General features: G+C 37.9%; 13 protein-coding genes. 6 read left to right on the forward strand and 7 right to left on the reverse strand.

The features are described from left to right. From ACP5P5_RS06850 to ACP5P5_RS06875, 6 genes are all read right to left on the reverse strand, one after another. Positions 1 to 188: hypothetical protein (locus ACP5P5_RS06850; protein ID WP_428285362.1), on the reverse strand; the 188-nt coding region annotated here is incomplete at its 3' end. 224 nt (positions 189 to 412) lie between these two features. Beyond that, complete coding sequence (locus ACP5P5_RS06855) at positions 413 to 523, reverse strand: 30S ribosomal protein THX (protein WP_428285363.1); 111 nt, start codon at positions 521 to 523, stop codon at positions 413 to 415. Between the two features lie 87 nt (positions 524 to 610). After that, positions 611 to 880 carry an HU family DNA-binding protein gene (locus ACP5P5_RS06860; protein ID WP_068246313.1) on the reverse strand — a complete coding sequence of 90 codons (270 nt, stop codon included), beginning with the start codon at positions 878 to 880 and terminating at the stop codon, positions 611 to 613. 298 nt (positions 881 to 1,178) lie between these two features. Further along, entirely contained in the window at positions 1,179 to 1,484 is a 306-nt protein-coding gene (locus tag ACP5P5_RS06865) for a DUF4286 family protein (RefSeq protein ID WP_428285364.1), read from the reverse strand. Next, entirely contained in the window at positions 1,481 to 2,269 is a 789-nt protein-coding gene (locus ACP5P5_RS06870) for an exodeoxyribonuclease III (protein ID WP_428285365.1), read from the reverse strand. Before ACP5P5_RS06870 ends, ACP5P5_RS06865 begins: the two co-directional genes overlap by 4 nt. A gap of 43 nt (positions 2,270 to 2,312) precedes the next feature. Beyond that, on the reverse strand, positions 2,313 to 3,152 hold the full coding sequence (locus ACP5P5_RS06875) for a hypothetical protein (protein WP_428285366.1): 840 nt from the start codon (positions 3,150 to 3,152) through the stop codon (positions 2,313 to 2,315). Positions 3,153 to 3,340: 188 nt separating this feature from the next. Between ACP5P5_RS06875 and ACP5P5_RS06880 the strand changes: the two genes are divergently transcribed. The 5 genes from ACP5P5_RS06880 (at position 3,341) to ACP5P5_RS06900 (ending at position 10,130) form a co-directional block, all read left to right on the forward strand. Beyond that, on the forward strand, positions 3,341 to 4,162 hold the full coding sequence (locus ACP5P5_RS06880) for a TIGR00730 family Rossman fold protein (RefSeq protein ID WP_428285367.1): 822 nt from the start codon (positions 3,341 to 3,343) through the stop codon (positions 4,160 to 4,162). A 40-nt stretch (positions 4,163 to 4,202) separates the two neighbouring features. Further along, the gene (locus ACP5P5_RS06885) at positions 4,203 to 7,322 is read left to right on the forward strand and encodes an AsmA-like C-terminal region-containing protein (protein ID WP_428285368.1); all 3,120 of its coding nucleotides are present in this window, start codon (positions 4,203 to 4,205) and stop codon (positions 7,320 to 7,322) included. 380 nt (positions 7,323 to 7,702) lie between these two features. Next, positions 7,703 to 9,157, forward strand: coding sequence for a Gfo/Idh/MocA family protein (locus ACP5P5_RS06890; RefSeq protein ID WP_428285369.1), 1,455 nt, complete (start codon positions 7,703 to 7,705; stop codon positions 9,155 to 9,157). A gap of 440 nt (positions 9,158 to 9,597) precedes the next feature. Next, entirely contained in the window at positions 9,598 to 9,846 is a 249-nt protein-coding gene (locus ACP5P5_RS06895) for a type II toxin-antitoxin system Phd/YefM family antitoxin (protein WP_428285370.1), read from the forward strand. Positions 9,847 to 9,857: 11 nt separating this feature from the next. Continuing rightward, entirely contained in the window at positions 9,858 to 10,130 is a 273-nt protein-coding gene (locus ACP5P5_RS06900; protein WP_428285371.1) for a Txe/YoeB family addiction module toxin, read from the forward strand. Positions 10,131 to 10,754: 624 nt separating this feature from the next. Here the strand turns inward: ACP5P5_RS06900 and ACP5P5_RS06905 are convergent. Beyond that, the gene (locus ACP5P5_RS06905; protein WP_428285372.1) at positions 10,755 to 10,949 is read right to left on the reverse strand and encodes a hypothetical protein; all 195 of its coding nucleotides are present in this window, start codon (positions 10,947 to 10,949) and stop codon (positions 10,755 to 10,757) included. A gap of 179 nt (positions 10,950 to 11,128) precedes the next feature. Here ACP5P5_RS06905 and ACP5P5_RS06910 point away from each other — a divergent pair, with 179 nt between their 5' ends. Next, positions 11,129 to 13,606: an SLBB domain-containing protein gene (locus ACP5P5_RS06910; RefSeq protein ID WP_428285373.1), complete on the forward strand. Its 2,478-nt coding sequence runs from the start codon at positions 11,129 to 11,131 to the stop codon at positions 13,604 to 13,606. Positions 13,607 to 13,611 lie beyond the last annotated feature (5 nt).

The raw sequence follows: 13,611 nt of genomic DNA on the forward strand, positions 1-13,611 counted from the left end.
GCTGGAATGGTTGTTTTTTTCAGCCAATTGCCATTGGCATACAGAAAAAAGTTATCGCCTGGTTTTACAGAAGTATCAATGGCATTAATGTCAATAAAAGCAGAAGGCGTATTCTGTTTTTCTTTACAGCCGGTACATACAAGCATACCCAATGCTGCGCTTGTTACAAATGTTTGTACAATTTTCATGTGCTTGGTTTTAATAAATAATAATAGTAACTGGCACAACTAGTTGTTCAGTTAAAATAAAAAGGAAAAATAATGCAAATTATTATTGATGAAATAAAATGTTGATGAACGGATAGTAAGCGTAGCAATTAGTTATAAACATGCCTGTTGCTTTGCGAATTAAAATGTTGAAGCGGCTTTGCAGAAAAAAAGCCGACCCAATGTAAGGGCGGCTTTTAAAGAAGTTACGATGCTTTAACAGCAACTTTTTTTACTTGTTTTTTGTGTGGTCTTGATTTACCAAATGAGCCTTGAAAGCGTTTGCCTTTGGCTGTTTTTTTGTCACCTCTACCCATAATAAATTTGATTTTAATGTTTGTTTCCGGGCAAAAATAAAAAAATCCTGCTGATGTAGCAGGATTTAAATTTTGTGTTGCAGAAAATTACATTTTGCTGCTTAACTCTTTACCGGCTTTAAAGCGAGCAACTTTTTTAGCTTTAATTTTAATAGGAGCGCCGGTTTGAGGGTTACGACCGGTACGAGCAGCACGCTTTGAAACTGAAAAAGTTCCAAAACCTACTAATGTAACTTTTCCACCGCCTTTTAAAGTTTTAGTAACTGCTTCTACAAATGAATCTAAAGCAGCATTTGCTTGTGTTTTAGTAATTTCAGCGTCTTCTGCAATTTTTGCAATTAATTCAGCCTTGTTCATAGATGATTGTTTAATTAGTTAAATAACAAAAACAAATGTATAGGCTTTTACCAATTAACAAAATATTTTTTCATTTTTTTTGAGCACATGTTTTGCTCCAAAATACTGTAAGTACAAGGCTTTCCCCAAAAATATTAACGTTTTAATATGCAAAAAAGAAATTAGCTGAAACTCTGAAATGCAGTGTAGACAAGAGTTTTGCTTGCTTAAGGGTAAAAAATCAGTCGTAGCAAGGGTTTAGAGGAAATATAAGGAAGTTTGTTCAATGAAAAAATAGTTGTAAAAAAGCTTTCCACATTCAATGCACAACTTGCATAAGCGTGCTAAAACTAAGCATTTGCTGCCCCCATTTTAGCTGAATTTGTTCATGTAATAATTGTTCAAATTCATTTCTAAAGCGTTTTACCTGAGTAATGGAAGGGGCATAAAACTGTATAGCATAGGTTTTTCCTTCACTTTCATCGGTTTCTAATAATTCAACCCATTGATATTGTTCAAAACAACCGGTTTGCATAATGGCAGGTATGTGTTCGGCTTTCATCCATTGTAACCAATCAGAAATGATAGGTGTTGCAATATGCGATGTTACATTATAAATAATCATACACTTAATTTAAGGCTTGCAAAAACGGGGCAATGGTCACTATGTTTTACATCAGGAAAAATAGCCGCTTCTGTTAATGCTTCCGTTAGATTATCCGTTATACATATATAGTCAATTCTCCATCCTTTATTTTGTAAACGTACTGAAGGAAATCGTTGACTCCACCATGAATAAGCGCCTGTTTGTTTTGGATGCATGGTTCTAAAAGTATCAACAAATCCAGCTGCTAAAAATTTGTCCATCCAGGCTCTTTCTTCCGGTAGAAATCCTGATGAGTTTTTATTGCCTTTAGGATCGTGTATATCTATTTCCGTGTGCGCAATATTGTAATCGCCGGTAATAATTAGCTGCGGCCTAGTTTTGCGAAGTGTTGTTAAATAGGCTAAAAATTCATCAAGCCACTGGTATTTATAAGTTTGCCGTTCATCGCCACTAGTGCCTGATGGGAAATATGCATTAATTAATGTTGTTGCTCCAAAGTCTAATCTTATCACCCTTCCTTCAAAATCGCTTTGTTCTTTTTCATGTCCATAGAATACTGCATCGGGCTTTATTTTAGTGAATACAGCTACGCCGCTATATCCTTTTTTTTGCGCCGAAAACCAATAGGTTGAATAGCCTAATTGCTCAATGGCTGCTACATCAATATCGCTATTGGATGCTTTTGTTTCCTGTAGGCAAATAATATCGGCAGGATTGGTTTGCAACCATTCTAACAAACCCTTTTTAATTGCTGCTCTAATGCCATTTACATTGTACGATATAATGCGAATTTTTTTTTGCATAGTGAAGCATTTTTGCTTTTAATAAAAAAGGTATAACAAATATCTAATTGTTTGTTTGTATAACCTTTCCCGTAGGAAATGTAACACCAATACTAAGTATTAATTCGTAAGTGCCAAATGCTTGTTTGGCGCGTCCTTCATAAACTTTTAAATTGCTGTAACGGGCATAATCTACTTTATTCGAAAATTCTAAGTAAGCATATTTAAAAAAGGTTGCTCTTACCGAACCTTCAAAGCCTAAATTCCAACCGCCTAACTGAAAGCCTGCATCGTTATTTTGTCCAAATAGCATGTTTTGTACATGCGGAATAACAGGTCCAATACCGCCTTTGCCCAAGGCATCTATTTTTAAATTGCCATCTCCGGTTTGGTACAAGTGCCAACGTTTTACTAAATTAAACAATAAAAAATTGGCCCCATTATTTAAATAGTAGGCAAAGCCATTAGGTTCATTAAAAGCAACCGTAGTGTCTACCTGTCTGTTATTTAACTTCCCAACAATATGGGCATTTTGGTCGGCAAAAATATATTTTGTGTGATCAAAATTTATTTCAAAAAACAAATCTTTCTTGCGGTTAATTAAAAACCCTAACCTATAATTATATTGTGGTATTGAAATAGGTATGCGAAGTATACCTTCATCCCAACCAATATGGTCGTGTGCTTTTACTGCTTTAAATGTGTAATCATTCCCTAAGCTAGGTTGTACAACTTTAATGTTGCTGTGTGTATACCATTCTTTGTTATATCCCCACGAAAAATAAAACTCACCTTTCCGAACTTTTTTGTGCTTAATGTTGGTTTGTGTTTGCGCTGCTAAAAATTGTATACTGCCTGCCATACCAATTAGTATTATGGCTACTACTTTAAAATGCTGCTTCATATATTGTTTTGTGTTTTGCTCAATAAACCCTTGCCAATCTTTCTTATTATCCAGTCAACAGCATTTTATATAAATAATGAACTAGCTATTGTTACGGATTTGGAAATTGGATGCAAAAGTATTGTGTAAACGTTAACGAGCAATTTTTTGATTACATTTCAGTTATTTACGTAATTTGAAAAAGGAACATGGAAGTATTGTTTTATGGAAGCACCATTTCAATACACCAACCCAATAGGAAGTATTTAAAGCAATTCATTATGAAGACAAGTGAAAGAATTTTACCCGCTACACAAAATTATTATTTAGAAGGTCCTAAGCCCCGTGTAAATGAGCTGAAATTTGCCTGGCGTGTATTCATTGAATTTTTAAATAGTTTTCGCGTATTGCATTTTGTGGGCCCCTGTATTACAGTGTTTGGTAGTGCTAGGTTTAAGCCCGATCATCCTTTTTATAAAGCCTCAGAAGAATTTGGTAAACGCATTGCGAAAATGGGCTTTACTACAGTAACGGGTGGTGGCCCCGGTACCATGGAGGCTGCTAATAAAGGTGCTTTTGAAAATGGCGGTAAATCTATAGGATTGAATATAAAACTTCCTTTCGAACAAAAGTTGAATCCTTATGTGCATAAGTCGCTCACCTTTACACATTTCTTTTCGCGTAAAGTGATGTTGGTGAAATATTCATATGCATTTATTATTATGCCCGGCGGATTTGGTACCATGGACGAATTTTTTGAAACCCTAACATTGGTGCAAACCAAAACCATTACCCAATTCCCTATTGTGGTTTTTGGGAAAGCATATTATCAACCCTTGCTACAATTCATTGAAAAAATGGCCGAGGAAGGCACAATTAATAAAGCGGATATGGATTTGGTGTTATTTACCGATGATTATGATGAAGCGATGAATCATATAAAAACCTATATCCGCCAAAATTATGTATTGAAGCCACGTAAACGTGTTTGGTGGTTATTTGAACCTAAGCCGGTATCATTAGTTTTATGAATATCTTTGTGTATATTTAGTTTATCCTAATGCTCCCGTCATGTCTGAATTTTCCTTCATCAAAAAAATACGCAATTTTGTAAAAATAATTATCATTGTTGTTGTAGTTTTTTTTGGTTTATTGTTTGCTTTGCCACTACTCTTTCCTACAACGGTATCCAATAAAATTCAAAGTTTTGCCAATAGTCATATCAATGGGCAATTGGCATTTTCTAAAGTGCGCCTTTCTTTTTTTAACCACTTTCCTTCATTAACCTTAACCCTTTACGATTGCAGTTTAAAAGGATCTGCACCTTTTCAAAATGACACACTACTTTCTGCCAAAGAACTGGCATTTGGTATCAATGTAGCTTCACTACTCTCTCGTCAAATTAAAGTTGATGAAGTTTACTTAACAAAGGGAAATGTGTGGGTGCAAGTTGATACTGCCGGACATGCCAATTATAATATTTGGCAATCTTCTTCCGATACTACTCAATCTAACAATGATAGCTCGGGTACCGCATTGAAAATTGAGCGCATTCAAATTAGTAAAACCAATGTTACTTATAACGATCAGTCATTGCCCATGTTAATTCGTGCAAAGCAACTGAATTACTTGGGTAAAGGCGATTTAAGTAAAGCTGTATTTGATTTACATTCTTCTTTACTCATTGATTCTTTGGATATTGATTATGCCAATAACCACTATGTAGGCTCTAAAAAATTTAAAGCACAACTCATTACTAAAGTCAATACGCATTCCTTAAGTCTGTTGTTTGAAAAAAATAAAGTGTTATTAAATCAACTGCCTTTTCGTTTTCAAGGGCGCTTCGATTTTTTGAAAGATGGCTATTACATGAACTTTAACCTTCAAACAAAAAATGCCGATTTATATGATGTACTAAGTGCCATACCGCCTGAATACAATCAGTGGTTTAGTAAAATGGATGCAAAAGGTGCAACTGAAATAAGTGCAGCGCTAAAAGGTATATACCGGGCTTCTACCAACACTATGCCTACCTTCACTATGCATGCTGCTATTAAAGATGGTTATCTTGATCATGAAAAGGCACCTGCACCTATCCATCATTTAAACACTGCCATTAACTTTCAATTTCCGCAGTTCAATACCGATAGCCTGCAGTTGAATATAGATACTTTGTATTTTTCAATGGATAAAAGCTTTTGCAATGCTTCGGCTCATATTACCGGTGTAAATACACCATTTCTTCAAACGCATATTCAGGCCGACTTAAACCTGCAACAATTACAACAAGCTTTAGGAATAGCCTCACTTAAAATGCGTGGACATTATATTTTGCAAGCACATGCGCAGGGTATATATGCAACTAAAGTTATTCCCAATGGTTTACGTAAAGTTGATACCGTTATAAGTAGTATACCAGTTTTTAACCTTCATTCTTCTTTAGAAAATGGATTTGTGCAATTGGCTAATTTGCCAAAAGCAATAGATACTTTGCAGTTTCAACTCAATGCACATTGTGCTGACGGGCAATACCAACATATTATTATTGAACTAAAAGATGCTTATGCCAAGGCAATGGATAATTACGTAAAAGCCCATGGTTCTTTTACTGCTTCTATTCCCAGCAGCGTTGCTGCTAACATCATGGCATTGGTGCATTTAAATGAAATAAAAGATTTTTTCCCAATTGGCAATTATGTTTTAAATGGATTACTTACCCTGCAAACCAATATAAATGGCAACATTAATCCGCAAAAGAAACTATTGCCCATTATATCGGCGAATGTGCAATTGGCCAATGGTAGCATATTAACACCTTATTATCCTAAGCCAATTGAGGCCATTGATGTGCAAGCCACTGTTTCAAATAGTAAGGGCAATTATCAAACCATGAAAGTGAATATTTTGCCTATTCGTTTATCTATTGAAGGGCAGCCATTTTTACTTCGTTTAAATGTTCAAAATTTTAATAATCTATATTATAACTTATATAGCACCGGCACGCTCGATTTAAATAAAATGTATCAAGTATTTCATTTGTCCAACTATCGCTTTGCCGGATTAATTAAAACCAACCTTACCATGCAAGGCCACCAAAATGATGCATTGGCCGGTAGGTACCAATTGCTATATAATAAAGGTACTTTACAATTGAATAATGTTCAGTTGTATTCCGATTTATACACTTTGCCTTTCATTATTCATGCCGGGAAATTTCACTTTGATCAGGGTAATATGGTGTTTGATGATTTTAAGGCCGGCTTCGGACAATCAGATTTTACTTTAAATGGTTCATTAGAAAATGTGATTAATTATGTGTTAAGCAATCAACCTTTAAAAGGGCAATTCCAACTGAATAGTAACAAAGTAAATGTAGATGAATTCATGGCCTTTAAACCGGGCGCTTCTAATTCCAGCACAACTGTCAATACACCCACTTATGGTGTTGTAATGATACCGGATAACTTATCATTAACGCTGAATGCCAACTTAAAAAAAGTGTTGTATAATGGCATACCGTTAGATAGTTTGCATGGTTCCATCATCATAGATAGTGGTAGTATTCAATTGCAAAACTGTGGCGTGAATGTAATTGGCACCCAGGTGCAAATGCAGGCGAAATATAAGAACAAGGGTACACAGTCGGCTGATTTTTATTATCAGGTGAATGCGAAAGATTTTGATATTCAAAGGGCATATCGGGAAATTCCAATTTTTAGAACGTTGGCAAGTTCGGCTACTTATACAAAGGGTATTGTAGCCTTGCAATATCAATTAAGTGGCCGCTTAAATAATGCCATGATGCCCATTTATCCTTCCTTAACCGGTGGTGGTGTGCTGAATTTAAAAAAGGTATCGGTAAAAGGCTTTCGTTTATTTGAAGCATTAAGTAAGGCTTCGGGTCGTGATAGTTTGAATAATCCAGCGCTGGCCGGAATTAATATTCACAGTAAAATTGCCAAAAACATTATTACCATTGAACGTACCCGTTTAAAGATATTTGGCTTTCGTCCTCGTTTTCAAGGACAAATAAGTTTTGATGGTAAACTAAATTTAAGTGGCCGATTGGGCTTACCGCCACTGGGTATTATTGGTATACCTTTTACCGTAACCGGAACAGAAGAAAAGCCGATGATAAAAATGCGTCGCGAAACAGCCGCAGATGAATTGAAGGAAACAGACGATGAATAATTTTCAAGCAATTGATAGGTCAATTAAATAGAACTTGTATAGGTTGAATAATGCTTAAAATTGCTTCATTGCTATTTTGAAGATGGCTTACATCAATTTGATATTCATCAAAAAATACTTACATAATACTTTGGTTGATGTGCAATAGTCATTCGGCTGCGGTACAAGCTTCATCAATATTGTAAGCCAATTGGTGCCATGCAACCATTGAAAATATTTGCCATTTTATAACCTTACCTTTTGTCCATTTCATTTTTTCAATTCTGCATTTATCAGTACATTCAATGCGTATTTTATAAAGTTGTTTCCAATAGCATTATGAAATGCACAATGATTCATTTATACCTTATTTCAATAATCCATATCAACACATTTGCCACATGAAAAAGAAATTAAACAATGCAGCCGACCATTCTCGCCGCAATTTTTTACGCAATGCTGCTTTAGCCGCTACTGGTTTCTATATTGTGCCTCGTCATGTACTCGGTAAGGGATTTATTGCCCCAAGTGATAAATTGAATGTTGCCGGTGTTGGCATTGGAGGAAAAGGCGAAAGCGATTTGTGGAATTTTTATCAAAGTGGCAAAGCTAACATTGTTGGTTTGTGTGATGTGGATGATCGCATGGCAAAGACAAGCCGATCACGTTACCCCAAAGCTGCCTACTTTCACGACTATCGGGAAATGTTCGATAAAATGGGCAAAAGTATTGATGCCGTTTCTGTTTCAACACCCGATCATATGCATGCCGTAATTGCTATGGCCGCCATGCAAATGGGTAAGCACGTGTATGTGCAAAAACCCATGGCACACGATATTTATGAAGCCCGTGTGATGACCAAGGCTGCGCATCAATACAAAGTAGTTACACAAATGGGTAACCAAGGTGCTTCTGGCGATGGGGTAAGGCAGTTGCGCGAATGGTATAATGCCGGCGTTATTGGTGAAGTAGATACCGTATATTGTTTTACCGATAGGCCCGTTTGGCCGCAAGGAATTGCATGGCCCAATCCTGATCCCAATATTCCTGCCGGCTTAGATTGGAAGTTGTGGCAAGGAAACACTGCTTTGCGCGATTATGTGGATGGATTATTGCCTTTTAATTGGCGCGGTTGGTGGGAATACGGTACCGGTGCTTTGGGCGATATGGGCTGTCATTTAATGGAAGCGCCTTTTAGGGTATTAGGATTAGGATATCCTACCGCAGCTGAATGTAGTGTGGCAACCCAATACACCAAACCATGGACAAGGTCTTTCCATCCGGAAAGTGGTCCTATAGCTTCGCATATCACCTTAACCTTTAACGTCAATGGACACACCGTTAAAATGCATTGGATGGATGGTGGTATACAACCCGATAGGCCGGAAGAATTAGGCTCGAACGAATTATTTGGAGACGGTGGCAATGCTATTTTATTTGTTGGCAGCAAGGGCAAAATGATGGCCTCTACCTATGCCGAGAATCCAAGATTATTGCCCTTATCGCGTAATCAGGAAGTGCATGTACCCCAAACATTGGCTCGGGTACCGGGTAGTGCCAATGGACATTACGCCGCTTGGGTAGAAGCTTGCATTGCCGGTTATGGCAGTAAAGAACAAAAAGAATTAAGCTCCAACTTCGACCTGGCAGGCCCTTTAACCGAAATTGTGTTAATGGGTAATTTGGCCATTAGAAGTTATAATGTGCAAGAGCCGAATCCCAAAAATCCAAAAAGCTTTATTTATCCGGGTCGCAATATTCAATTACAGTGGGATGGCGCCAATATGCGCATTACGAATTTTGAACCTGCCAATGCATTTGTAAAACGTACGTATCAAAACGGATATAGTTTATAAGCTATTATCCCTTACATTCTCTATCAGTTGGTGTCCTCACCGACCGAAACGGAATGAATATAATACTATCGGTTGATGTCCTCACCACCGAAACGAAACTCCCCAAAAGGACTTGGTTATTAAATCCCCTAACGCTGAAGAAAGACGAGGATGTGGTGGGTGAGGACACCCACCACTAGGGCAAACATCTCTCTATCGGTTGTTGTCCTTACCGACCGAAACGAAATTATCTTTATTGGCTAATGTCCCCACCAACCGTAATGAAAAACTGAAACCTTTACGTACTTGTTTTAAAAATTTGCTACCTCTTCTTGGCATATTCATTACCATAAGTGACTTTTCGTTTTTACAAGCCGCTATGAAATTGAAATTACCAAATCTGCAATTAATAAATATTTTGCACACAAATGCGTACATTTACACGTACATAATTAAGTAACATGCAAGCTATATCCATTACACAACTTCGTAACAACATTAAAAAATATTTAGACGATGTTACACATTCCTCCGATGTAATTGTCGTATCAAGAACAACAGAGGACGAAGCTGTTGTTATCATTTCAATGAAAGAGTACAATTCTTTAAATGAAACAGGTCACCTGCTTTCTACAGCTGCTAATCGCGAAAAACTTCGGGAGTCTATGAAACAGTTAGAATCAGGAAAGACTAGGTCATTCAAATTGTAAATATTGCTTGCATGAACTTTGAATTTACTGAATTGGCATGGGAAGATTTTGAGTATTGGATAGCCAATGAACCTACTATGGTAGAGAAAATAAAAGAACTGCTCAATGACATCAAAAAAACACCATTTCAGGGTATTGGGAAACCCGAGCCGTTGAAATACGATTTAAAAGGCTTCTGGTCAAGGCGAATTACAGCAGAACATCGGTTAGTATATAAAATTGAAGGGAAAAAAGGCTTGAATCAAAAATGTTACATTATTCAATGTCGGTTTCATTATGATTAATGTTTTACCGAACTGAATTTTCATTACTACTTCTTAATCGCTTTTGATGAATGGTTAATCTTCTTGTTAACCGAAATAGTCATAAACTTTTGTTAGTAATAGCCCTATCGGTAGATGTTTTCTTTAACCAAAACGAAAGTATCTCTATCGACTGTTGTTCTCACTGCCCGAAACATCTCTCTTTCGGTTGGTGTCTCCACCAACCGAAACGGAATGAATATAGTACTATCGGTTGGTGTCCCCACCAACCGAAACGAAACTCCCCAAAAGGACTTGGTTATTAAATCCCCTAACGCTGAAGAAAGACGAGGATGTGGTGGGTGAGGACACCCACCACTAGGGCAAACATCTCACTATCGGTTGGTGTCTTCACCGACCGAAACGAAACCCCCAAAAGGAGTTGGTCATTAAAGCCCCTAACGCTGAAGAAAGACGAGGATGTGGTGGGTGAGGCACTCACCAATAGTTGAAAAACTTAATGGCTTTTACACAGTTTTCTAAACCAATCTCTAATACAGCTTACACAGTTATTTTAACATTCTCATAGTTTTCTAAACACTACCTCTAAACATTACCAACACCACCCTTTAACACTCCCCAACACGCTGTAACATTCTTAAAATATTAACCTGCCGTTACCCATCCTTCTCCCATACATTTACCTATCAACAGCGTTACGCAACGCTGTTGACTCGAAGCAGTCTCGAAGCAATATCGAATCCATTGCATAACCAATAGCGTCCACTTTTCAAATGACATAGCTATTGATGGGTATTCTAACAGTACATCCATTATGCTTTCTAATGTCCTTATGTTCATTTTTCTAATTAAAACCTATAGTATGCGTTGAAACTAACCCATGTTTGTTTTTGTTGATGGCCTATCCCTTTACATTTTAACAAAATCATAATTCTTTTACCCTCAATTATTCTGTTTTACTTTAATACAAACAGACTTATATTTGCGCCTATTATAAACATCCTTTTAACACAGCCCGCATGGTGCAATCATACAAACAGTATTTCTTTCGTGTTTGCTTACTATTGGGTTTCGCCCTTTTATCATTTTATACACAGGCGCAATTGCCCGTCGATATTAATCAGCTTTCCGACCAGCAGCTTATTCAATATGTGCAACAAGCCAATCTGGCAGGGTTAACGCAAGACCAATTAATTGCTAAAGCCCGCGAAAAGGGATTGAGTGATGCCCAAATTGCGGCACTACAGCAACGTATCCAGGCATTGAATTTGGGGGCAAGTACCGGTGGAGCTGCTGTTAATACAACCGGAACCAACAGTAAAAGAAATGCAATTCCTACTTATGGTCCGGGTTATCGCGATTCTATTAAAGGCTTACAAGTGTTTGGTACCGATTTGTTTTCACAGGATAACCTTACGTTCGAGCCCAATTTAAATATACCTACCCCGGCCAATTATATTTTAGGTGCCGGCGATGAATTGGTGGTGGATGTATATGGCTATTCAGAAACCACCAAAAAATTACAGGTTACGCCGGATGGTTATGTGCGTTATCCGAATGTGGGTCCCTTGAAAGTAATGGGATTGACCATTGAAGAAGCCCGACAAAAAATTAAAGCAGCCTTACTGAAAATATACCCCGGCATTGCTGCGGGTAATACGTTTGTGCAAGTTACCTTGGGACAAATTCGCAGTATTAAAGTAACCATGGTGGGTGAAATTAATCGCCCGGGTACTTATTCCCTTCCTTCATTAGCTACTATTGCCAATGCCTTGTATGTATCGGGCGGGCCCTCTAAAATTGGTAGCTTACGACATATTAGCCTTATGCGCAATGGCAAACAAGTGGTTGATTTTGATTTTTACGACTTTTTATTAAAAGGCGACCTATCTAAAAATGCGTTATTGCAGGATGGCGACGTAATTAGTGTAGCACCTTATAACCTGCGCGTAGCAATAAAAGGAGCGGTTAAAAAGCCGGCCATTTATGAATTAGGCAATACCAATAATATTGCTGCCTTATTACAATATTGTGGAGGATTTGCCGATATAGCCTACAAAGCCAGAGTGCGTATTCAGCGTTTTGGCGAGGCCAATCGGGAAATGTTAACCATTCCTGCAGCACAGTTTCAACAATTTGCCTTGGCGTCGGGCGATACCGTTTTGGTAGATAGTGTAGCCAACCTATATGCCAACCGGGTGCTGGTAGGGGGTGCTGTTTATCACCCCGGTAATTATGGGCTGAATGATATGCCTACCCTGCAGCAATTGGTAAAAGCCGTTCAACCCCGTGAAGATGCCTATTTAACCCACGCCATCATTCGTCGCTTAGATAAAGATTATCAACCCAGTTTACTCAATTTTAATGTAGAGGATGTGTTGGATGGGAAATACAATATTCCGCTGCAGCGGGAAGATTCCATATACATTTATCCCCTTTCCGAAATACGGGAAAAATATATGGTAACGATTACCGGCGAAGTAAACAAACCTACCCAATATCCTTTTGCCGAGAATATGAAGGTAGAAGATTTGATTTTAATGGCCGGCGGATTAAAAGATGGGGCCAGTTTAAAACAAATTGAAGTGTCCCGTCGTATTCGGAATGCTAATAATGGTACCGATTCTAATGCCTATGCCATTATTAAAGAAATTAACTTAACCACCGATAATTTGGCCAACGACACGGCGAATAATATTAGCTTAGAGCCTTTTGATATTGTATCGGTACGTCGTTCGCCCCTATACAAAGACCAGATTACCGTGGATGTACAGGGCGAGGTACTGTATCCCGGCCAATACACCGTATCAGCCAATACCGAACGTTTGAGTGATGTAATTAAAAGAGCCGGTGGTTTAAAAGAGGATGCCTTTCCGGCCGGTGCCATTTTAATCCGAAATACCTATCAACAGCGTACCGAAGCCGATAGTACTTTAATTAATAACAAAGTCAATGCATTAGAAGCACAAAGTGGCAATGCATTAATGGCAACGGATGCCGCGGGAAATATTATTTCCGGCGATTCCTCTAAAATTAGCAGGTTAGAAGCTTCTATTACCAATGCAAAAAAACAAGTGGGCATTCGTCTGGACGAGGCATTGGCTAACCAAGGCTCGGTATATAATTTATTGTTAGAAGAAGGAGACATAATTAAAATACCCAAACAATTGCAAACCGTACAATCGTTTGGGGGGGTATATGTATCGCAGAAAGTGGTATATACCAAGGGGTTGACATTTAGAAAAGTTATTGACCAATCGGGGGGCTTTCAACAATATGCTTCCCGAAAACGGAGTTATGTTATTTATCCCAATGGGGAAATACGGAGTACCAAACATTTTCTGTTTTTTAAAGCCTATCCTCGTATAAAACCGGGGAGTGAAGTATATGTGCCCATCCGCAAGCGCACACCGGCGAATGAAATAGCCAGTACCGGTGCCGCCTTTGCATCCATAGCCGGATTAATTGTTTCATTGGTATATTTAATTAAAAAATAAGCAAG

The sequence above is a fragment of the Hydrotalea sp. genome (genome assembly GCF_049968455.1).
GTDB lineage: Bacteria > Bacteroidota > Bacteroidia > Chitinophagales > Chitinophagaceae > Hydrotalea.